General features: G+C 45.9%; 14 protein-coding genes. All 14 read left to right on the forward strand.

Translation table 11 applies throughout. The features are described 5' to 3' along the window. Window positions 1-155: 155 nt before the first annotated feature. The 14 genes from AC58QO_RS10605 (at window position 156) to AC58QO_RS10670 (ending at window position 23,844) form a co-directional block, all read left to right on the forward strand. The gene (locus AC58QO_RS10605; protein WP_497265494.1) at window positions 156-1,712 is read left to right on the forward strand and encodes a response regulator transcription factor; all 1,557 of its coding nucleotides are present in this window, start codon (window positions 156-158) and stop codon (window positions 1,710-1,712) included. Continuing rightward, the gene (locus AC58QO_RS10610; RefSeq protein WP_497265256.1) at window positions 1,709-3,490 is read left to right on the forward strand and encodes a cache domain-containing sensor histidine kinase; all 1,782 of its coding nucleotides are present in this window, start codon (window positions 1,709-1,711) and stop codon (window positions 3,488-3,490) included. The genes AC58QO_RS10605 and AC58QO_RS10610 overlap by 4 nt, the downstream gene beginning before the upstream one ends. A 220-nt stretch (window positions 3,491-3,710) precedes the next feature. Further along, window positions 3,711-6,365, forward strand: a complete 2,655-nt coding sequence (locus AC58QO_RS10615; RefSeq protein WP_497265257.1) for a LamG-like jellyroll fold domain-containing protein — start codon at window positions 3,711-3,713, stop codon at window positions 6,363-6,365. An 81-nt stretch (window positions 6,366-6,446) separates the two neighbouring features. Further along, entirely contained in the window at window positions 6,447-7,550 is a 1,104-nt protein-coding gene (locus AC58QO_RS10620) for a hypothetical protein (RefSeq protein WP_497265258.1), read from the forward strand. A 50-nt stretch (window positions 7,551-7,600) separates the two neighbouring features. Then, the gene (locus tag AC58QO_RS10625) at window positions 7,601-9,133 is read left to right on the forward strand and encodes a tannase/feruloyl esterase family alpha/beta hydrolase (RefSeq protein WP_497265259.1); all 1,533 of its coding nucleotides are present in this window, start codon (window positions 7,601-7,603) and stop codon (window positions 9,131-9,133) included. A 58-nt stretch (window positions 9,134-9,191) separates the two neighbouring features. Then, window positions 9,192-10,184, forward strand: coding sequence for an alpha/beta hydrolase (locus AC58QO_RS10630; RefSeq protein WP_497265260.1), 993 nt, complete (start codon window positions 9,192-9,194; stop codon window positions 10,182-10,184). Between the two features lie 61 nt (window positions 10,185-10,245). Continuing rightward, a complete protein-coding gene (locus AC58QO_RS10635; RefSeq protein WP_497265261.1) occupies window positions 10,246-12,369 on the forward strand; it encodes a heparinase II/III domain-containing protein in 2,124 nt (707 codons plus the stop codon). Between the two features lie 196 nt (window positions 12,370-12,565). Continuing rightward, the gene (locus AC58QO_RS10640) at window positions 12,566-13,861 is read left to right on the forward strand and encodes an ABC transporter substrate-binding protein (RefSeq protein ID WP_497265262.1); all 1,296 of its coding nucleotides are present in this window, start codon (window positions 12,566-12,568) and stop codon (window positions 13,859-13,861) included. Between the two features lie 23 nt (window positions 13,862-13,884). Further along, a complete protein-coding gene (locus AC58QO_RS10645; protein WP_497265263.1) occupies window positions 13,885-15,720 on the forward strand; it encodes a sensor histidine kinase in 1,836 nt (611 codons plus the stop codon). Then, window positions 15,698-17,230, forward strand: a complete 1,533-nt coding sequence (locus AC58QO_RS10650; RefSeq protein ID WP_497265264.1) for a response regulator — start codon at window positions 15,698-15,700, stop codon at window positions 17,228-17,230. The genes AC58QO_RS10645 and AC58QO_RS10650 overlap by 23 nt, the downstream gene beginning before the upstream one ends. A gap of 262 nt (window positions 17,231-17,492) precedes the next feature. Further along, window positions 17,493-20,276: a beta-galactosidase gene (locus AC58QO_RS10655; protein WP_497265265.1), complete on the forward strand. Its 2,784-nt coding sequence runs from the start codon at window positions 17,493-17,495 to the stop codon at window positions 20,274-20,276. A 17-nt stretch (window positions 20,277-20,293) separates the two neighbouring features. Beyond that, complete coding sequence (locus tag AC58QO_RS10660) at window positions 20,294-21,268, forward strand: ABC transporter permease (RefSeq protein ID WP_497265266.1); 975 nt, start codon at window positions 20,294-20,296, stop codon at window positions 21,266-21,268. Between the two features lie 57 nt (window positions 21,269-21,325). Further along, the gene (locus tag AC58QO_RS10665) at window positions 21,326-22,222 is read left to right on the forward strand and encodes a carbohydrate ABC transporter permease (protein ID WP_497265496.1); all 897 of its coding nucleotides are present in this window, start codon (window positions 21,326-21,328) and stop codon (window positions 22,220-22,222) included. A gap of 41 nt (window positions 22,223-22,263) precedes the next feature. Next, window positions 22,264-23,844, forward strand: coding sequence for a DUF3502 domain-containing protein (locus tag AC58QO_RS10670; RefSeq protein ID WP_497265267.1), 1,581 nt, complete (start codon window positions 22,264-22,266; stop codon window positions 23,842-23,844). Window positions 23,845-23,850 lie beyond the last annotated feature (6 nt).

A 23,850-nucleotide genomic window follows, 5' to 3' on the forward strand; every position in this document is an offset into this window, starting at 1 on the left:
CTGGTTGCAGATGTAGGACGGCATAGCAGTTTATTTTAGCTCGGTTTGTTTTTTTGAACATTATTACAATTTTTCTGTATAAACAAAACCGCAAATTATTGGTATCATTATAGTAGTGCAAGCGATTTCATAGACAGGTGGTCTTTCATGTGAATATGACACCGATTAAGGTGCTGATTGTAGATGATGAACTTCCTTTAAGACAAGAGCTCAGATCTATGCCTTGGCATTCATTTGGGGCAGAACTGGTGGGGGAGGCAGAGAATGGGGAAGAGGCTTTGCTGCTATGTGAGGAGCTAAAGCCGGATCTTGTGATCACGGATATCATTATGCCCATTATGGATGGGATGGAGTTATTACGATGTGTTAAGAAAAGATTCGCTTTAACCCAATTTGTGTTGTTAACGTCCCATAGTGATTTCCAATATGCACAACAAGCGCTAAAGTTAGGGGCCTTGGAGTATGTGCTCAAGCTTTCCTTTGAAGAAGCCGAGATCGAGGCAGTGGTTGAAAAGGCTAGAGCAGCGATTAGGCGTGAAAGTGATCTTCAAAGTTATGAACGGGAACGGATGCGCCGGGAAATATCTCAGGTATTGAACAAGATTGCAATAGGGGAATCGGTGCAGGAGGCTGAGCTTACCATTATATGGAAGGCCTGGGTAGGCGCTGCTCCCTTTTTTCCGGTTAGACTTCACATCGCATTGAAAGAAAGCGATCGCTTTCATCTGATGCATGAGTTCGAGCAGATTGTCGAGCAATTGGCAGCAGAGGCTTCGAATCCATTCTATTGGTCCCCCATTGGCGATCAAGAGATTGCTCTTGTTTTCTGTAATCCCCATTCAGCTGAAGAGGCCAGAACCCGCGCGGAGAACGTCATGCAAATCGTATACCAGGCATTAGAGAAACAGTTGCCTTATCTCAGCGGTGGTGTTCGACTGATGGCGGTGACAGGAGGGCTCGTCACAGAGCAGATGGGTCTCATTCCTTTTTTGCGCTCGTGCAGGATTCCCGAAGCGATGTTATTTTATGACAGATCTTTAACCTCCTTACACGCGGATAAAGCTGCTCCGAGCCAGATCGGACCGGAAGATCATCCTGATGCCGAACAGTTAAGCTCTTTTTGGATGAAAGTGGCTACAGAAAAGGAACATTTACGCCAATTTTACCAAGAAAATCTGAGTTCTTGGGCCACGGTCAACCGGTTTGAGCCTTCGATGCTGAAAGATTTCGTCATACGTACTCGTGAGAAGATTATCACTGCGCATGCTTTACTTAAGCGAAATGAGAATGAGGCTATTTCAGATATGTTGCAGGCAGCGCCGACGCTTGCTCATTTGTTAAGTGTATTAGTTCGGGAACAACAATCAGAAGCAAATGGGACGCGGAAGATGAGAAGTGAGGTACAGCTTGCTCAAAAAATCATCATGCAGCGACTTGCAGAGACGATTACACTGACATCCGTGTCGGAGGAAGTCGGACTGAGTTCGTCCTATCTCAGCCGTCTGTTCCGTGAAGAAACAGGGGAATCATTCAATGATTATGTCACCAGGTTGCGTATAGAGAAAGCTATGGAGCTTCTTCAGACAACGCAGTTGAAGGTGTATGAGGTGGCCGAGCGAGTAGGTATTCCCAGCTACCGTTACTTCTCCCAGCTATTCCGGAATTGGACTGGCGTAGCGCCAAACGAATATAAAAGGGCTGATAACAAATGAAAAGGCTCATCGCATGGTTTGGCAGCTGGAGTATGCTTGCCAAACATTTTCTTTTTTTGTCGATAGGAACGCTGCTGCTATTGGGTGGACTTACTTGGATCAATCTACGCGAAGCGGAGGATTTGTTTCGGAAGCAGGTAGTCTCCGATGCTCAAATCATTATTGACCGCACGAATCTCTATATGAATGCGTATTTGGACAATGTCCAAAATATCCTTATGCTGATTTCGACGCGTGAAGATCTGCTGCATGAAGAGAATGAGGAAGAAGCTGTAGAGATCCTTCGCAAATATTCGAAAATGAACAGCACGCTGTATAGATCCATCTATTTGGTTCGAGCGGATGGAAAGGTCATGTCCAGCTCTCAAACGACTTTTGAGATTATCGGCAACCCCCATATCGAGAGGCTGCTTGAACAAGCCAAGCATACACAGGGGATGTTCATAACAGAACCGTATCAATCTCCCATGTCAGGTAAAACGGTGGCTTTCACGATGCCATTAATGTCAGCTAGGACCAGTTCATTTATAGGGATAGCTGTTGTGGAAATTGATCTGGTTCAATTAACGAATATGCTCTCGCAGTTCATGAATACCAAAAACCAAACCTACTCCATTATCACCAATAAACGAAATGTTGTACAAGCGATCGATGGTACGCTACCGCTCAGTTCTTATCGCTTGCTGCCGTACAACACATCTGTTTTTCCACCGGAGCTGAATACCGCATTTGTTGATGAAATGTATGAGCTGCCTCTTGGTGTATCCGATATTGAGGGACCACTAGGCAACATGGTAGCGGTCAAAGCGGGTATGAATAAACTTGGCTGGTATTTTATTTCCTTTTATGAGGATAGTTTCTTCTATCAGCATATTCGTAGTCTACATACCAACTTCACGACGGCAGGTATATTTTGGATTTTTATCGTACTCTCGAGTACGTATATCTTAAGTCGTTATGTTACCCATCCAGTACGCACATTGGTTGCTAAGATGGACAGGGTACGAGACGTGGAGGTGCTTCACAGCATTTCTGGCAGTGGCAAAGATGAGATCGGACGCCTAGTCTTCAGCTACAACGCGATGATGGAGCGAATTCATAATCTGCTGCAGGAGACAAAGGATTCCGAACGGCGGAAGAAACAATTTGAGCTGAAAATGCTGCAAAGTCAGATTGCCCCGCACTTCCTGTATAACACGCTTGCCTGTATCAGCAGCTTGGCCAAGCAGCACAAAATTGATGAAGTACGGGAAACCATTAAGGCACTGGTTGGATTGCTTTCATTTAGCTTTGATAAAAGTACGGAGTTTGTCACGTTAGGCGATGAGCTAGAAGGCTTGCGAATGTACGCCTACATTCAAAAGGTGCGATACGGCGATAAATTCACGATGACGATTGATGCAGATCCAGCAACCCTGAATAAGGCGATGCTGAAGCTAACACTGCAGCCGCTTGTGGAAAATGCAATCTTCCATGGATTGGCTCCGCTCAAACGTCCAGGGACGATCCGAATACGAACAAAGTGCGTCAGGAATAAATTAATTATTACAGTAAGAGATACTGGGCTTGGCATGGACTCTGAGCAGCTAAGCAATCTGTTCGCTGAGCGAAACAAAGCACCCAATAAGCACCGCTTTACGGGTATCGGGATCATGAATGTGCATGATCGAATCGGTTTGTATTTCGGATCGGAATATGGGTTAACGATCTTCAGTTTGCCTGAAGTTGGGACATTAATTCGGATCGAGCTGCCAGCGTCGGTACATGCAGAAAAATGAGAATAAAGCGTTCGCAAAAATTCGGACATTATCGCAATATTACTGTATATTTTCCCGTGAAAACGCTTGCTACACTGGGATCAACCCGTTCTGAAGCGAGTGATTAGATGAAATAGAGGTGATCTGAGGAAAAGTAGATAATGTTGGGGCGGGTGCCTAAGGCCGGGAGCAAGGAGAGGGGAATCGTACTGAAGCTGATCATAAAGTGGAGGAATTAAACGTGAAGACTAACTTCGTGAAAGCGGTGCTTGCAGTATGTCTATCACTAGTACTAGCTTTTAGTACGATGTGCATAATCCCACTGCCCACTGTTAGTGCTGCGGGGACAACTTATTATGTAGACTCTGCCCTCGGTATTGATACGAATAGCGGGACAAGCTCGGGCTCGGCTTGGAAAACCTTGGGGAAAGTGAATAGTGTGACTTTCAGTCCCGGTGACGTTATTCTCCTCAAAGCAGGATCGATATGGAACAGTGAGTATCTCGACTTGAAGGGATCTGGCAGCAGCGGAAACCCTATTGTTATAAACCAGTATGGTACAGGAGCCAAGCCTGTTATCAATTTCGGGAATACAGCCGTTAGCGGCGAGGGCTTTGGTGTAAGATTGAAGAATGTCTCCTATTGGGAGATTAACAATTTGGAAATCACAAGCGGTCAGCACGCAACGGATATGAAAAGAAATGGTGTGCTTGTTGTTGGCGAAGGAACCGGCGCAGGTGACTTCCAACACATTTATATTAAGGATCTTTATGTTCATGATATTTTCGGAACCAATCGAAGAACAGGCGGGATTAATTTCCATGCCAGAGGAACGAATACGCAACCTGAAAGCACGTGGAACGATGTTCTGATCGAAGGCAATACGGTGATCAATGTTGCAGACACGGGTATACAAACAATGACGGATGCCTATTCGAATGCCTCATGGCTGCACAAAGACGACGCTTTCAACAATGTAATCATTCGAAATAACTATGTTGAAAAAATCCACAGAGACGGCATTCTGGTTAGGGGAGGCCAAACACCGCTCATTGAATATAATACGACGAATAAAATCGGGACGTATTGCGACGTAAATACCGCAATTGTCAATTATCTAGACACGATTGACGTTGTTGCGGCTCAATGGGCATATCATTCGAACGGCGCCGTTTTCCAGTATAACGAAGCGTTTGATACGAAAAAAATCAGTGGCGACGGTCAGGCGTGGGATTTCGATCAATTCGTGTACAATAGTATGTATCAATATAACTACAGCCATAACAACCAGGGCGGCACGCTGCTCGTCATGAACGACACGGACGGCAATATTTTCAGGTACAATATATCCCAGAACGATTTGGACCAGTCGGTAGGCGTTTTCCATTTGGTAAGCGGCGGGGGACAGCTTCACGTTTACAATAACGTTTTTTACCGGTCTTTGTCGCAAAACACGTCAATGACTCATGGCTCTAATAGCGGCAAGGTTTATTATAAAAACAATATCTTCTACAATGCAGCAAACAACCAATATAATGGTTCTGCATTCATCTCCTACGATTACAACCTGTTCTATGGAGCCAATTCCGGTGCTCCGAGCGATCCGCACAAAATTGTCGCAGATCCGAAATTCGTAAATCCAGGAACCGCTACAAGCCGGGCGACAGCCGACGGATATAAGCTCCAGTCAAGTTCGCCTGCGATCAATTCCGGTACCGCAATTACCGGTAATGGAGGCAAGGACTTCTTTGGGAATACGCTGTACAATGGCGCACCTGACATTGGTGCACATGAGTATACAGGAGCTAGTCCAACGCCGACACCATCGCCAACACCGACGCCTCCGCCGAATACGTTGCTCCAGGATAATTTTGAAGATGGGAATGCGAACGGATGGACGACGGTTGGGGGCACATGGAGTGTCGCAACGGATGGAAGTAAAGTATATGCGCAGACGTTGGTTTCAGGAGAAGCTATTGCTTACACTGGCAACAGCACATGGACGGATTATACGCATGAAGCCAAAGTGAAACTGAATACGGCTAGTGGCAATGCAGGGCTTGTATTCCGTTATGCGGACACAAACAACTACTATATGTTCAGGTTGAATGATAATGGCGACAAAGTAGAGTTGTATAAAAAGGTAGGCGGATCATTAACCCTTGTAGCCAGCCAATCGTTTACCGTTAACACGGGACAATATTATACATTAAAAGCGGTTGTTACCGGCAACAATATCGTCGGGTCTGTGGACGGTGTGGAGCAGGTTAACTGGACGAACAGTGTGACTGAACTTTCATCAGGCCTCGTCGGCTTCAGAATGAATGCCACTTCCACTAACTTTGATGATGTGGCCGTCACTAGTTCATCCACATCCGGCGCGCTCTTGGCCGATGATTATGAAGACGGCGATGCAAACGGATGGACGACGGTCGGCGGCACATGGAGTGTCGCAACGGATGGAAGTAAAGTCTATGCACAGACGTTGGTTTCAGGAGAAGCCATTGCCTACACCGGCAACAACACTTGGGCGAATTATACGTATGAAGCCAAGGTCAAACTGAATTCGACCCTCGGCAATGCAGGACTTGTATTCCGTTATGCGGACGCGAGCAACTACTACATGTTTCGCTTGAATGATAATGGCGATAAAGTAGAGTTATATAAGAAAGTAGGCGGAACATTAACCCTTGTAGCCAGCCAGTCATTTACGGTTAACACGGGACAATTCTACACATTAAAGGCCGTTGTTACAGGAAACAATATCGTAGGGTCTGTGAACGGAGTGCAACAGGTTAACTGGACGAACAGTATAACTGAACTTTCAACAGGCCAAGTCGGCTTCAGAATGAATGCTACTTCCGCCAGATTTGACGATGTGCAAGTAACCCCATAAAGTCATTCCAAAGCAGTATTGGCAGGCTGGCAGCCAGTTTGTCAATACTGCGATATTTTATTTATACAAAGGATGAATAAAATGGCCAAAGGGAGATTGAGGTCTGTAACGGTTGTTGCCTCGCTAATCGTTATAGTGATTATTGCTGCTATAGTTGCATTTAACATATCGACTCCAAAAGAAAATGAAATCGTTGCCAAAGTGAATGACGAGCCGATTTTCTTGCATGAATTTCAGGCGAGTATGATGGATCAAAGAGTGGAAACGATTGCATACTTCCACCAGAAGTATGGTGCGGATGCTAACCATAAGGGTTTCTGGACGCAAGGCTATGGTCAAGAGGTACCACTAGACATTTTAAAAGAAAAAGCCCTGAACCAATTGACTAGAACAAAGGTACAACAAATGCTGGCCAGAGAAATGGGATTACTGGATGACATCAGTTACGATGCTTTTTTAACACGGTTGAAAAAAGAAAACAAAACTCGCAAGCAACGGTTAGCGAAAGGTGAAGTGATCTTCGGACCTCAGCAATATACAGAAAAGACTTTTTCTAATTATTTATTTAGTAATATGGTAATAGATTTAAAGAAAACGCTTGAAGAAAAGCGATTCGTATCTTCCGATCATGATCTTATGATGTATTACGAACAAGTAAAGGATAACAATTTCAAAATTCCGGATACGCTAACTGTCCAAAGGCTATATGTCAACTATACCAATGATTCAACTGAAAAAGCCCTTACTGAAGTAAAGGCTCGGGATGAAATAGAGCTTCTTAAGAAGAGATTGATTGACCGTGATTCTTTTGAACAAACAGTCAAAGAAATAAAAGGCAGAAACAATGCTGTTTATAGCTATGAAGAACATACCTTTCATTCGGAAAAGCGGAAAGAAGATCTGGACTATCATGATAGTTTGATAAAACATGCAGCATTGTTAGACGTAGGTAAAATTAGTGAGCCTTTTAAAGAAGAGGATCAATATTGCTACAGCATAGCTATGGTTACAGCGAAACAAGCGTATGGGTATGAGAAATTTGAAATCGTTAAAGAGCAAGTGAAATTATTGCTTATTGAAAAAAAATATAATGATTTGATTGATGACTTAATTGGAAAATCCCAGGTTGTTCTCAATCAGAATATGTATAAAGAAGTACGTATTCCTGCTGGTGGGATTGAATAGTTGAGTAAATCATAGGCTTGGGTCACATGACTGGAAAGGTGATGTCTAGTTTGGAGGAAATATGGAAGAATGCCGAAATAAGTGGGGGTATGATCACCTCTGTTCAAAAGGTGCCAGTTGGAAGCTTTACCCTGCCGGACGGTCATATCCTAACCGACATACCTGCATTTTACCGCGTTGCGGTCCAACTGAAGCCAACTCCCCAATCGAACATCCATGCAGAGATTTGGCTGCCTCAAGAGAATTGGAACGGCAGATTCCTCGGCACTGGGAATGGAGGAGGAGCAGGTTCCATCAGCTATGCTCCACTTGCATTTGGCATACGGCGAGGGTATGCAACGGCCAATACGGATCTGGGCACGTCCCCTAATGCCAATTCTGCCATTGGTCAACCTGAACGATGGGCCGATTTCGGTTATCGTGCCACACACGAGATGACGGTAGCGGCGAAGGAGCTCATCCAATTATTTTACAAAAGGCCAGCCAGATACTCTTATTTCATCGGTTGCTCGACCGGAGGCCAACAAGCGTTAATGGAAGCACAACGCTATCCAACTGACTATAACGGAATCATCGCGGGAGCTCCGGCTAATAATCGCACGCATCTGCATACCGGATTTCTTTGGAATTACGCAGTAATGAATCAGATTCCAGGCGCAATGTTTTCGAAAGAACAAATAGCATTAATAACACAAACAGTGGTCGAACAATGGCGTGGGAAGGATGGCGGCGCTCTTGATGATAATTTCTTAACCGACCCAAGGAGATGCCGCTTCGATCCTGACACGATTCCTACTTGTAAAGATAACGATACGAATGGTCTCACAAGTGAGCAAATGTCTGCACTGAAACGGATTTATGCGGGTCCAACCAATCCAAGAACCGGAGAACGCATATATACACCGCTACCTTATGGGAGCGAGGCATGCTCCGGAGGGTTGGATTTTCAGCAAGATTCAGAAAGGTTGCCGTTATCGCTGTTATACCCGTTCAAATGGGTGTTCGGGGCTGAATTTGATTACACGAAATTTGATTTTGATCGCGATTTGGATACATTGGATGCCATTTTGGCGCCGATTCTTAATGCCAATAATCCCGATTTAAGCGGGATGAAAGAACACGGCGGGAAAATATTGATGTACGCGGGGATGTCTGATCCGCTCGTACCTTTTCAGGATGCGCTTCATTATTACGATCGAGTTATTGAAGCTCAGGGGGGGATCGCCCAAACGCAAGATTTCTTTCGGTTTTTCCTTGTACCTGGAATGGGACATTGTGGAGGCGGTCCGGGATTAAACGAAATTGGTCTTGGCGGCGCTCAAAATGTTCAGCAAGATAGCGAGCATAACATGTTGTCCGCATTAGTTGATTGGGTAGAGCTTGGAAAAGCACCGGAAAAAATGATCGCCACAGCGTTAAAAGACAGTTTTGCTCCAAATGGGATCAGTTTCCAAAGACCCATCTACCCCTATCCAAAGCTTCCTGAATACGTCGATGGAGACCCTAATTTACCTTCTAGCTATCAAGGGGGCGATCACCCTCTAGGCGGGGTTCTGGTTCCTGCTGAAAGGTATCTTGTTTAATTGAACACTGAAAATTTCATGGATATACATAATGGATGGGAAAAGGTGGGGAAATAGGATGTTGAATCAAACAATCAACCTATGGACAAGAGAAGAATATACGTACGACACAGGAACGGATTTCATACCGACACTTACGACCTATATCCTCGACGGGCTTAATCGCAAGAATGCTGTACTCGTTATTCCCGGCGGCGGCTATAAGGGCTGCAGCTCTGCCGAAAGCGAAGGCGTTGCGATGAAATTCCTTGAGGCCGGCATGTCGGCATTTGTGCTTACCTATACGACGCGCATGAGACCTAGCTTGGCACCGGTGCAGAAGCAGCCGCTGCGTGATCTTTCCCGCGCCATGATCATGATACGCGAGAATGCGGAGCAATGGCGCATCGATCCGGAGCATATCGCGATATGCGGTTTCTCCGCGGGTGGGCACCTCGCAGCGAGCCTAGCTGTGCATTGGAACAGGGACTTCCTCCAGGATGTTAGAGGGATTAAGGAATATTCCAACAAGCCGGATGCTGTTATTTTGGGCTATCCGGTCATCTCAACCGGCGAGTTTGGGCATAAAGGTTCGTTCATTAATCTGCTCGGGGAGGATGCCAGCAAGGAACAGCTCGACGAAGTTTCGCTAGAAAACAGCGTCGGTCCACACACGCCGCCTGTATTTCTCTGGCATACCGTGCAGGACCCGACTGTACCTGTTGAAAATGCCATGTTGTTCGCCTCAGCGTTACTGAAAAACAAGATTCCATTGGAGTTGCATATTTTCCCGAATATCGGCCACGGCTCGTCAACATCAGATGAATCGTGGTATACGATGGGCCATGATTATTTGAATTCCGATGCTGCGCAGCTCTACAGAAAAATGGCAGCTAAGGAAATTACGGAGAAAAGCGGTCAAACGACCGTCAGCGACACGGAGCTTTTGGCATTTTTCAACGAGCCTGCAGTCAAAGACCGGAAGCCCTTGCCCGACCCCATGAACTATAACCACAATGCAAACTGGGTTAGATTATGCGTAGAGTGGTTGAAGATTAATTTCAGAGAATAGCTTACAGCTGGGTAGTTTACATAATGAATTTCTAGAATGTTCTAATAAGGAGTGGCTCATCGTGCATCCAGACAGATTGGAGCGGCTGCGAGTTAATAGTAAGAGCAAGCTATACTCAGAAGCGCTAGAAGAACTTCGCAACAAAGCGGAGATAGCGATGCAAATACCATATGCAATCGGGGCCCAGGAGCAAGCGCTCTGGGGGCATTACTATAATTGCGATTTTCACGGCGTTAAGCTTGTGTTCGACTGGCATTCCCCTCATGAGCATCGTTGTCCGATTTGTGATAAAAGGTTCGCCGGTTCCCCTTATGACGGGGCTTGGGTAGGCGCCGCACACTATCGGATTGCGAGCGGCTTGGAGCATCTCGGGTTATATTCGTTGATCTCAGGGGACAAGCGGTACGTGGAGAAGGCGCTTGTATTGCTGCGCCAATATGCGAAGCATTACAGTGGGTATTCCATTCATGGCGGCATACCGTATAACGGTCCAGGAAAGCTGTTTCAGCAGACACTGGACGAGTCGCATTGGCTGATTAATGTGTGCATCGCATATGCTGCGATCGATGTGCATCTGTCTGATGAGGACCGCCATGTGATTGGGGAAGGGCTGATTCTGCCATGCGCCAACTTCCTCATCCAGCAGAAGGAGAGTCAGATTCATAATCATTCCTTGCTGATTACTTCGGCTATTGCGATGAGCGGATTTGTGCTTCAAGATCTAGCGATTCAAAGGGCTGGACTTCAGGGCGAGTTTGGATTGCTTGATCAGCTGAAGCGAGGCGTGCTGGACGATGGCTTCTGGTATGAAGGCTCGTTCTCATATCACTATTATGCCTTGACGCCTATCATCCACTATTGCTTACTGACAGAAGGTACGCGTTGGGATCTGCGTAATCTGCCGGAGCTGAAAGCGATGTTTGATCTGCCGTTACAATTGGTGCTTCCGAATGGACATTTCCCTACTTGGAACGATGTGCCAATCAACAAGCGACTTGTGGATTATGCGCCCTATTATGAAGTAGCTTTGGACTGGTATGGCGACGATTTGTATCTGGAAGTTCTGAACAAGGTTTATCAGACACAGGGGGATGAAATTGATCAGCGAGCGGGGCGAAGCTCGTTATTTGCCCTATTATTCGGATATTCTGAAAATGAAAATGAGAATGACAAGGTTATCCCTACTGCGAATCTGGATGCGATCTTACGAAGCAGCTTTGCCAGCAAAGGCAGCGGCTTGGCCAAGCTTGTGAATGAGCATGGCTGGCATCTGCTCGCGAAGCATGCTCCCTTCGGCGGTGAGCATGATCATATGGATCGACTCAGCATTTCCTTCGGATTAGCGGACAGGCCGCTTTTCACGGATATGGGTACCGTGCAATATGCTGTACCTGCGCACTATGCCTGGTATAAACATACCTACTCGCACAATACGGTAGGAATAGATGGCTGTGATCAGCCTCCGCAAGATGCTTGCCTGAGCGGGTACGGCGAGGCGGACTGGGGAAGCTGGTGCGCGGGTTACGTGCAGTTTGGTCATCCTACGTGGCGAATGCAGGAGAGGATCACGCTTCCGCCCGAGCTCGCTCCTTGGGATGAAGAAGCCTATCGGGGCGTGACGATCAGCAGACTGAACATGCTAGCGGAGGATTATGTGGTTGATATCATCCAAGTGAAGGCTCCGATTGGCAAGCGGGTTGATGTACTCTTTCATATGAATGCCAGGCTGAAGCGGGAGCAGGATTGGCTGCAAAGCGGTCAGGAAGCTGAGCCGATTTGTCAGCTGTCATCCGAGCTATTTGAGGATGTGCATACGTACCCAGACATAGAGCCCAATACAGTTAAGCAGCTGGAATGGGAACTAGGCGAGGGGCACAGCGAACTTGATCAGCAGCTGTGGTGCAGTCATGCGCTTGGACTATGGACAGCGTTGACGCCAAGCAATCCAGCCACAGAGAGACAGGCTTCCCTGGCTGAACGAGTTCGGAGCGATGGGCAGGTTATCCGTTTCATCCAAGTGTATCAGCTTCGCAAGGCAGAAGGTTCTGACGCTGTCTGGCGTCTGACAGTAGAACAATCGACGGAGGATAGCTTGCAGCTGCTGTTGACCAAAGGGGAGCGGCGAGTCCGCAAGTCGGTTCGCATGCATGCCAGTGAGCCGATTTTGGAGGTAGTAGAAATCTAACGAAAACTGACATTATGAAGTAAATAACAGCCGAACACTCCTATTTGGAGTTTCGGCTCTTTTCTATTTGAGATAAACCGCTTATAGTAAACTATACAGAATCTTCTACTTTATCAATGGCAACCTTCATGTTAGATCAGAAAACGATGATGTCCTTCGAATTATTTGTAAACGCTATCATCGGGAGAGTGATGGGATGAGATTTCGCAGGATTTCCCTAGTAGTATCACTATGTATGTGGTTAACGGCTTGTCAGTCACCGAACGCAACGAATGTTCTCAAGAAGCAGCCAACCGAACAAACACTTTCATGGATTCATCACTTTGATGAGGAAGGTGCTCGTAAATGGCTTGAGATAGGTACGCAGTTATTTACCGAGCAGCATCCATCGTATTCGTTCGCCATTACAGGTGTCGATGGAGGTAACTACTTGAGCTTGCTCCGTACTTTGGCAGTATCTAACCAAATGCCTGATATGTATATGATTGATAATTTGGATACGGCGCAGGATTTTATTCGGACAGGCTACGCGATGGATTTAAGCAATCAGCCTTTCCTAGCAGGTATCGATAATCGATACTTGAATGGTGTGAAGTCTTCCGATGGGCGAATATGGGCGCTGCCGATTGATGTGAATGGTGTTGGTGTTATTTACAATAAAGAGGCATTTGCCAAGGCCGGGATTAAGGACCCGCCTAAGACGTGGGAACAATTTATGGATGCCTGTGACGCTCTGCAAAAGGTGGGGATCACTCCGATCGCAGCCGGCTATAAGGATTCTTGGACGATTAGTTGGGATATCGCGGCAGATATATTGGCGAATCAACATGCACTAAATCGCTCTTGGATTGCGGATATTGAAGCAGGTAAAACATCCTTTGCGGATGACCAGATTCATTTCAAAGACATATTGCGGCGGTATGGGGAACGCTTAAATTATGTTAATCAACGGCCATTTGATACAGACTGGAACCAAGCCCAGACGCTCCTAGCGGAGGGGAAAGCTGGGATGATTATCAATGGCACATGGACAATTGATGGGGTGAAATCCAAAAATCCATCGAGCAATCTGGGGTTGTTCGCATTTCCGTATTCGACTGACCCTAACAAGGCTATCTTCGGATTAAAATCGACAGGAGGCATTGTTGTCAATCCCAAATCACCGCATAAGGAGGCGGCATTACGAACGTTGGAGCTGTTCGCTACGCAACGAATGGGCGACATTTTCCAGACTAAGAAGAAAGCATTATCTGTCATTAAAGGCTTGCCGAAAGACTTTGATCCCACCTATATCGACTTAGACACAACGTATATTCAAACGGGTAAAACATACGATTGGTCGAGCCTGTCTGTCGATTTTATCAATCAAGATTTGCAGAAGGTGTACATCAATGCGATAACGAAATTCGTCATCGACAAATCTCATAATGTGGAGCAATGTGTGCTAGAGCTGGATCAAGCGTTTAATCAAATTCGCAGACTCTCCAAATGAGAAGTGGTAAGGAGCAGAGATGAATGATTGGCATTCAGGCGATATCTAATCGCATCAAAGATTTTCGGATTCGTACGAAGCTATTTCTTTCCAATATGATTCTTATTTTGTTTATCTCCACAACCATCGGCGGGGCTGCGATCTATGCTTCAACCCAGTTCATTGAGGCCAATACCAAGGATCTCTCCATGCAAGTGATTCACCAGGTCTCGGATAATATTGAAAGCAAAGCAAAGGAAGCTTTCACGTCCTCTGTGTATGTCCTCAGTGATACGAACATTCGGCAAATTGTGGCTGAACAAGGGGAACAAGTAACGAGTGATAGTTATCCAGCTTTCCGAAGTCGCATGGCATTTTTGCTAGCCCAATATGGAAACAGTAATCCCTATTTGAATGCCATTATGATTCAAACGAGCAAAGGCCAATTATATTGGTGGGAGAATAAAAAAGGACTGGAACATACACTGAATCATGCAGATGTGTCTTCCATGACGGTAAGCGGGAAAGACTATCTGCAGACGCATCATCTTACGATGGGATGGTCACCTTCTTTTCGAAATCAAAAAGAAGTGTTTCTCGTGCGAGATTTCATTGATGTAAACCAAATTGATCGCAGCTTAGGCACGATTATTTTCAGTATTGATGCTAGCTATTTTCTATCTCTTGGCAGTGGGAGTTCGATCATTAAGCAGAATAATGTCGCGTTTCTTAACCCATTAAACGAATTGCTGGTTGGCGGGGGCACTCCTGAAACAGACAAGCTCATCAGGAACAGCATTACGAATGAACTGTCTGAACAGGATGAGGCCATGGCCACCGTGGAATTTGCAGGCGCAGATAGCCATTTATTCGTACAAGAACGAACACCAACCTTGGGATGGCGCGTACTTTGCTTTATTCCAATGTCTGTTTTGTTGTCTGGTACACAAGTATTAGTATTCGTTATCATCCTTGTTTCATTATTAGCCGTGTTGATCTCAACGGGCATTGCGGCCATCCTGTCCAACTCATCCAGCAGGAATATCAAAATTTTGGAGCAGACCATGCGACGCGTAGAAGATGGCAACTTTGACGTGAGAATAACACCATTAGGGAAAGATGAAATCGGCAGTTTATCGATCCGGTTTAATTTCATGCTTGTTCGAATCAATGAGCTCATTAATACCGTGTACAAGGAGCAAATCGCTAAACAGCAAGCGGAATTCACCGTGTTACGAAGCCAGATTAATCCGCATTTTCTCTATAACACTCTTGGCACCGTGAAGTGGTATGCGCGGATGAACAAGCAGCCGGACATAGAGCGCATGGTTAGTGCGGTCATTGACTTATTGAAATCATCCGTGCGGCGCGTGGGTGAATATCATAGTTTAGCTCAAGAAATCACGCAGCTGAAGAACTATGTGTTTATCCAGAAAATAGGCTATGGGGATGCCTTTCAAATGACGTATGATGTGGATGAGCAGTGGATGTCGAGTGAGGTGCCTTATTTCATCCTGCAGCCTTTGGTTGAGAATGCGATTCTTCACGGGATCGAAATGTCCAAAGGGCTCGGCTGCATTCAGGTAAGCGCACGGGTTGATGGGCAAATTTTAACGTTGATTGTAGAAGATAATGGTAAAGGCATGGATAAGACAACGGCCTCGAATTTGGTGGAAATGGCCTCACAGAAAGAATCAGTCCCTGGCGTGACAGGCATTGGGATACACAATGTACATGAACGCATTCAGCTGTATTATGGGCAGCAATATGGGCTGAGCTACGAGAGTGCGATAGGTGTGGGTACCAAAGCAATTGTGCGTATTCCCTATAAAATATATCGACAAAGGCGGGCTGAACATGCTGAAAGCCATGATCGTTGAGGATAATGCAATCTACCGATACGCGATTAAATCGATTATTCGATGGGAAGATTACGGCTTCCAAATTGTGAATGAAGCATTGAACGGTGTACATGCCCTCGATTTATTAGAGCAGCAGCATGTGGATTTGATTCTGACAGATATTTCGATGCCTGAGATGAATGGGATTGAGTTGATCCAGAAAGTGAAGCTTAGCGATGATTCGATCAAGATTGTAGCGCTTAGCTCCTTCGATGATTTCCGTTTCGTGAAGGAAGCTTTAAAGCTAGGTGCTGAAGATTACTTGCTTAAGCATGATTTGGAGCCTGAATGCCTACAGCAATTGCTGCATCAAATGAATAAGAAAATTGAAGCGGATCACCAGCAGAAGAGACAATCGAATATTCGCGACGCCAATCTACAGGAAATGTGGCATTTATTAGGACGTAAACTTTTACTCGGGGAATTGAAGACGATTATTGAGATGGAGGAGCAGGCTAAGGCGATTCGATTTCCGATTTCCCAGGGGCCAACAGCCGTAATCCTCATCGAAGGAGAGTTTGGCTTGAATGGCGATCATACCTTGTTCTCACAACTAGGTGGCAACCCCGTATTCGTGCCGATTTCAACTCATAGATCCGTGGTCATGGCGTATATGCCACATGAAAAAAGTGAACGAGCCTGCAACGAAGAATTGCTGCGACAAGCGGCCATGCTCATGATGAAAAAGAATGGCGATCATACCATAACCGTTGGCCTCAGTTCGATCGGGTATGGATTAAAAGATTGGCCGATGTTGTATAAGCAAGCAGAAGCTGCCCTTGAACGGTCGATATATGAAGAGACAGGTCAAGTCTATGCGTACTCCTGTAGGAAGACTGCAGACACAGTGGGAACAACGATTTCAATAAAAGCCTTATCGACGGCCATTCAAAACGGTCAATTCTCAGAAGTAGATAAGCAAACGGAGCTCTTCTTTGACCTTCTTTTGGAAAGACAGCCCCCTTTAGCGGAATTAGTAGCCTATCTCCATGAATTGACCATCCTAGCGAAAGCAACGGCAATCGGAAGAGGTACGTTCTCGCCTAGTGCGGAGGAAACGTATAGACAGTTGAATCGTGTACTTGAAACTTTCCCCTCCTTTCACCAATTGAAACCATTATTCCGGGATTGGATGAAAGAAATGATGTGTGAATCGAAGGGACATGTACCATTTCGGAAGGAAATTCAGACGGCCATTGCCTATATCGAAGCGCATTATGCAGAGGATATAACGGTAGCCATGCTGGCAGAAAGCCTTCATCTTAGCGCGAACTATCTTTCCAATTTGTTTAAAAGTGAGACAGGGCTAAGATTCGTAGAGTATTTGAATCGCTGTAGAATTCGCAAGGCGAAATTGTTGCTCCAGGATGCTTCGTTGAAGGTATATGAAGTCGCTGAAAAAACGGGCTTTCAAGAGACCTCCTATTTCTGTAAAGTGTTTAAAGAGCTTGAAGGGAAAACAGTCAAAGAGTTTCGATGTGAGTCTTAAAAATCGTTGGTTCTGTGATTTCTATAAGAAATCAGTGAAATATAGAAGGCATGGGGCTGTGAATTGCGTTATAATTCACAGCTTTTTGCTATGCACGGAAATCAGAAACATCGGAGTTTTCTTATATATTTAAAAGTTTCCTTCAATGAAAGCGCTTTATAAATCATCTATACTGACTTTAAGGACAACAATCACACATGTCAGGCTTTATGAAACGGGTTTCATAAAGCCTGTTAGAGAGATGAACGGAGGGGGTTAGTCAGTGCAACGATCCATTAGCCAAGATCAGATCGTTCAATTATCGCCCGAAGCGATGCGAATAAATGGCCAATCAACAATCATTCTCTGTGCTTCTTTATTTTACTTTCGACTCCCTCGCGCAGTATGGAAAGAGCGATTACGTAAAGTGAAGGCCATTGGTTATAACGCAATTGATGTGTATTTTCCTTGGAATTATCATGAGGTCGAAGAAGGGCATTGGGATTTCAGTGGAGAGAAGGATGTCGCGTATTTTCTTCAGGAGGCTTCGGAAGCTGGCTTATATGTCATTGCAAGACCAGGACCCTATATTTGCTCAGAGTGGGATGGGGGCGCACTGCCCGCCTACTTATTCGTCCATGAAAATCTGCGACTGAGGGATAATGATCCTCATTACTTGCAGCATGTGTCAAGGTGGTTTGCGCAAATTCTACCTATCCTCCAGCAATATGAGCTGGGACAGAACGGTTCAATCATCGCTGTCCAACTGGAGAATGAGCTGGATTTCTACCCTTGCTCGGATCCCAAAGGATACATTTCAGCATTGAGAGAGATGGCCATTCAGCATGGCATCCAGGTTCCCTTGATCGCATGTGCGGGACAAGGCGGTTTGTTTCAGGCAACCGGGTATGCGGATGGTGTTGTGCCTACCTGTAATTTTTACCCGAATGACCGTGATCCGGTATTTGAAGAGAAAGTTCTCTGTTACAGAGAAGAATTATCGCGTAGGGGCTATCCCTTACTGGTAACCGAGACGAATCGTTCTCACTTTCTTCTCCGAAGACTGTTATCAACAGGAGCGAAGCTGCTGGGTCCCTATTTGCAAGCTTCCGGAACGAATTTCGGCTTTACGAATGCGGCTAATAATTGGGGGAACCCGTTATCCTTTCTCACATCGGATTATGATTTCCACGGCATGATTACGCCAGAAGGTCATATCCGTGAAGAAGCGTACGAAGGCAGATTGCTCCATCATGTGATTCAAACCTACGGGTCATCTTTGGCTGAAGCATCGCCAACGGAAGGTGTCACGAATCTACTATCCTTAAAACAAGGTGGAGAGCTCTTATTTCTATTGAATGTCTCAGAATTAAATAGGGAGATTCAAATTCCCTTCGAAGATGAATCAGTTCCACACCATACCTCGCTTGTTGCGGTTTCAGGTTATTGCCCTATTTTGCCCCTAAGAATACCCTTACGAACATGGGGGATCGCAGGTGGCGGCCAACTCGATTATGCAACGGCAGAGCTGATTCATGCGAAACAGCTTGCGAATACGCAGCGTACGCTTCTCGTCTTTCATACGGAGGCAGCAGCGGAATTGCGGTTCTCCTTCGAGTCGGAGATTGAGATACAGAACACAACGATGGAGGTTCATGACTCGCTTCGTGAGCATCACATTACCTTATCCTTTCAAGCTTCGGATAACGATGCTAGAGCCTGTATTCACCTAGCCGATGGGCAAATTCTCGAAATCGTCGGTATTAGTCGCGCTCGCGCACTGCTGTTGGAAGGTGTCGATGAAGATGGCAAGCTGCAAATTGGAACGCCAGTGGTAAGAACGGCGGAAAGCCAGACCATGGAATCGACGTGGATGCAAAGCAGCGTAGACCCGCTAATTGCTATTGCAAGCGCTATCACTCCGCTTGGAGATCACGCTGATTATTTAGAAAAGCAGGGGATCTATCGCGGGTTTGCTTGGTATCAAGCGCAATTACCGCTGCAGCAACATTATCAAGGCTTTATTGTTCAGTGTGCTAGTGATGTGATTTCTCTCTATTCGGGAGAAACCTATCTAGGGACAGTAACACCTGGCGGAGCAAGCTTCATGCTTCCTATCCCTCAGAATGTTCATGTTAGTACTGAACTAACAGCTCGCGCGGAAATTTGGGGACATACGAATTTCCACAATACGACGCTTCCCGGCCTGCATTTGAACAGTCTGAAGGGACTTACCGGCATCATTGGGATCACTTCGGAGAGGGATTTAATCCAGAACTGGCGATGCAAGCTCATGAAATCCACGGAGGACAAGGACGATTACGCTGCAACAGATTTGGAGGATGGGCAGTGGCCCATTGTGAGCATTGGAGGTTGGTTATCTGCGGAACAACCTGCGCACCACTGCTATCGCAAGCAGGTGAAGCTGTCGGACACAGCTGATTCGTTCATCCTGCATACGCCGGGTAACTTCACACAAGCTTATGCTTATGTGAACGGACATTCACTTGGTCAAGTGAATCCACACGATCCTTTTCTCGATTTGACGCCTTATGTAGAGGCGGGTGAGACAGCGGTAATCACACTGTTTTTGGATAAAACGTATGTCGCTTTGAGCGGTCAAATCACACTGTACGAGGGAACATCTGCAAAGAAGTGGACTGTAGCAGGTTGTCAGGAACAAGGCTTATTGCAACATGCGCAGATGATGCGCGCAGATGCGCAACCTGTCACAGATGCAATAGCGATGAAGCCAGGCGCAGTCTCATGGCTCTACAGCAAGCTTGAAGATAGTAATGAGGGATTAGGCTGGCGTGTTTACGCCAAAGGCCGTGATATGAAGCTGACGGTGCTCTTCAATGGTCATTTGGTGGGGAGATTATGGACCCAAGGCGGTGCAAACAGGCCAGATTTCCGTGGAGGAAGCGATGAATCCTTTTATTTACCTGGGGCTTGGTTTCATGAGCAGGAAGCGGGGAATGACCTTGTTATGATGCTGGAAGCGGTAGCTTTGGATGCGGATGCGGTATTGGAGCCATTGCGTTGGCAGCCTGTATTCGCAAATTAATTGAAGGAGGCGTGCGCATGAAAACCGCCAATACAACACAAGCGGTAAATGAAGTACCATTGGTTCTCACCAAGCGTGTTACACCGTTGCGTAGATTTTGGACACACCGTACCTTGTTTCTCATGTGTGTGCCTGCGATTCTTTTTTTCTTAGTGATGTCGTATCTGCCAATGCCTGGCCTTTATCTTGCCTTCATCAACTATAACTACTCGGCCGGGATCTTCGGCAGTCAGTTCGTTGGGTTTGACAATTTCAATTTTCTGGTTACCTCAGGCGCACTCTGGAAGCTTACATCCAATACCATTGCGTATAATCTGGCTTTCATCCTATTTGGGAATATCTTGCAAATCGGTATTGCGATATTACTGAATGAGCTTCGTAAAAAGTGGTTCAAGAAAGTCACGCAATCCATGATGTTCCTGCCTTTTTTCATCTCATTCGTACTTGTCGGCCTCATTGCGTATAACATACTCAGCTACGATTATGGGATGTTGAACGGCATTCTCAAATCCATCGGTTGGGATCCCGTGAAGACCTACTCTAACCCGACGATTTGGCCTCTCATCATTGTCATCACGTATTTGTGGCACTCCACCGGCTATGGCTCGATTGTGTATTTCGCCGCCATCATGGGACTAGACTCCGAAATCGTGGAAGCTGCAGAAATTGATGGTGCCAACGCCATGCAGCGGATTCGCTTCATTATATTGCCTTGGCTGAAGCCGACGTTCATCATCCTATTGCTCTTCTCCTTGGGCGGCATTCTTCGCGGGAATTTCGGATTGTTCTACAACTTAGTTGGCGCCAATAACACTGCACTTTTCGAATCGACAGATATTATTGAAACGTTCGTGTTCCGATCCTTAATGAACAACTTCAATTTCTCATTAGGAAGCGCAGTCAGTTTATATCAATCCGTATTTGGCTTCTTCATCGTAATCACAGCGAATTGGCTTGTGAAAAAGGCTTCGCCAGAAAACACGTTGTTCTAATAGAAATAGCATTCATCTAACTTGTACGTAAAGGAGGGACACCCCGTGGAGCGAGTCATCGCACGTCAGAGGGGAAGAGATTTCTCATCCGTTGCCATACGACTATTCGGCTACATCTTTATAGGGTTCTTCGCGCTATGCTGCCTAGTGCCGTTTCTACTCGTCCTTGGAACCTCATTCACTTCAGAGAAATCGATTACCTTGCATGGTTATAATTTATGGCCAAGAGAATTCAGTACGTTTGCTTATAAAATCGTGTTCGAGAATCCTGGCATGATTATTGGCTCCTATGGGGTAACGATGGGGATCACGATCGTTGGCACAACCATCGGACTATTCATTGTCGCCATGACGGGATATTCCTTGCAGCGCCCAGACTTTCCTTATCGGAATCGGATCTCCTTTTTCATCTACTTTACTACGTTGTTCCAAGGCGGGGTCGTCCCCTTCTACTTAATCATGACCCAATGGCTGCACCTCAAGGATAATTATTTAGCGGTTCTGCTGCCAGGACTCATGAGCCCATTTCTCATTATTATGATGAAAAGCTTCGTCACATCGATCCCTCATGCGATAACAGAGTCCGCCAAAATGGACGGAGCAGGCGATTTCAGAATCTTTACAAGGCTTATCTTGCCTATGACGACACCAGCTTTGGCTACAATCGGCTTATTTATTGCGCTCGGGTATTGGAATGAATGGTACAATGCCATGCTCTTCCTTTCACCAGATTTGAAATATAGGCCCTTGCAATTATTTCTCTATAACGTGGTTACCAGTGCGGACTTTATCAAAAATTCGTCGGTTTCCTCCAACGTACAACCCCGAGATATGCCGATGGAGTCTATGAAAATGGCGACTGCCGTCGTAGCAACCGGCCCCGTCATCCTGTTCTTCCCGATGATTCAGAAATATTTCATCCAAGGTATCACCGTTGGTGCTGTTAAAGGCTGACGTCCAAGCATAGACCAAAATATTGATGGGGAGGCAATTCCATGTTTAAGACAAAGAAGAAAGTGCTTAGTGTCGCACTCGCAGCAACGCTCGCAGTAAGTTTGACGGCTTGTACGAGTTCAAGCAGTACGGATCCCAATTCGACAGCGGCTGCAACGGCAGCAGGTGGTAAAATCGATACTTCTGAGTTTCAAACGATTTCTTATGTCATGTTGGGCGACAAGCCGAAGAATGGTCAGTTCGAGAAGGTCATGGAAAAACTCAATGCCATTTTGAAACAAAAGGTCAATGCAAAACTGGAAATAAAATGGGTGGAATGGGCCGATTGGCAAACAAAATACAATTTATTACTCGCATCTGGGGAGCCTGTTGATTTAATTACAGTGGCAACAGACTGGTTGGATACGTGGCAAAATGCGCAAAAGGGCGCTTTCCAACCGTTAGATAAGCTTCTGCCAACCTATGCGCCGATCACGTGGAAGGAAGTACCGGCAGAGAACTGGGCAGAGACGAAATACAAGAATCAGATCATGCTAATTCCCGAAGACCACTATACACAATGGGTAAATCACGGCTTCCAATATCGTGGTGATTGGGCGAAGGAATTCGGGATAACGTCGCCAATAACGGACTGGAAGATGTTGGAGAAATACTTGCAAGGTGTCAAGGATAAGAAGCCAGGTGTTATTCCTTGGGATACGAATGGTACATCAGGAGGAAATATTGGCGGGTATATCAATTCCTACTCGGACGCGATTGAACTCCCCATCAATACAGGTTTATTCGCATTAATCTACGGTAAATCCTATGCGGATAAGTATAAAGCGTATAGCCCTTTTATGGATAATACGTTCGTGGACTTTGCCAAAATGATGAAAGACTGGGGTGACAAGGGCTTCTGGCGCGAAGATGTCTTGAACTACAAAGGCGATAACCGTTCGTTGCTCGAAGCGGGGAAAACGTCCGTGGATCAGCATCATACGCAAACCTACCTCGGTGAGCGCATCAAAATGGATAAGCTGCAGCCAGGCTCAGATCTGCAATTCTTCCCATTCTCGGCGACTAAAAACAACCTCGTATCGATGTCGATCACGCATGGTGGTACGTCCATTGGTGCAAAAAGTAAGCATCCAGAGCGCGCTCTGATGGTCTATGAGCTCATTCGCCAAGACCCTGAAATCTATCGTCTGATGAACTATGGTCTCGAAGGCGTACAGTATGTTGTGAAAGATGGTAAACGCTATCGTCCAGATGGTTACGATGTCCAGAGAGATGACTTCTACTCGAACTTCTGGGGTGGCCGTATCGATAAGAACGAAATTCCGAATGGCGAAGACTGGGCTGGGAAAGGCGCTTTATATGCCTCCTACGATAAGATTAAGAAAGCGTATCCATATGGCCGCTTCGTATTCGACAAAGCCAACGTCACGAATGAGTTAACGGCAATTACACAAGTCGTTGGACAAAAGGGACCTGCGATCCTCTACGGAAAAGCTGGTGACCCTGTGAAAGCAGTAGAAGATTTCCGCGCGAGTTTGAAATCTGCTGGTTTTGACAAAGTCATGACGGAAGTCCAAAAGCAATTGGATGAATTCAAAAAGATGGTAGAATCCACGAAATAAGGGAAG

It is taken from the genome of Paenibacillus sp. J31R30 (assembly GCF_059692115.1).

Excerpts from the sequence above, each read along its gene's own strand:
- AC58QO_RS10620 (WP_497265258.1), top strand. The coding sequence starts at position 6,447 with ATGGCCAAAGGGAGATTGAGGTCTGTAACGGTTGTTGCCTCGCTAATC.
- AC58QO_RS10605 (WP_497265494.1), top strand. The coding sequence starts at position 156 with ATGACACCGATTAAGGTGCTGATTGTAGATGATGAACTTCCTTTAAGA.
- AC58QO_RS10640 (WP_497265262.1), top strand. The coding sequence starts at position 12,566 with ATGAGATTTCGCAGGATTTCCCTAGTAGTATCACTATGTATGTGGTTA.
- AC58QO_RS10610 (WP_497265256.1), top strand. The coding sequence starts at position 1,709 with ATGAAAAGGCTCATCGCATGGTTTGGCAGCTGGAGTATGCTTGCCAAA.
- AC58QO_RS10650 (WP_497265264.1), top strand. The coding sequence starts at position 15,698 with ATGCTGAAAGCCATGATCGTTGAGGATAATGCAATCTACCGATACGCG.
- AC58QO_RS10670 (WP_497265267.1), top strand. The coding sequence starts at position 22,264 with ATGTTTAAGACAAAGAAGAAAGTGCTTAGTGTCGCACTCGCAGCAACG.
- AC58QO_RS10645 (WP_497265263.1), top strand. The coding sequence starts at position 13,885 with ATGATTGGCATTCAGGCGATATCTAATCGCATCAAAGATTTTCGGATT.
- AC58QO_RS10660 (WP_497265266.1), top strand. The coding sequence starts at position 20,294 with ATGAAAACCGCCAATACAACACAAGCGGTAAATGAAGTACCATTGGTT.
- AC58QO_RS10630 (WP_497265260.1), top strand. The coding sequence starts at position 9,192 with ATGTTGAATCAAACAATCAACCTATGGACAAGAGAAGAATATACGTAC.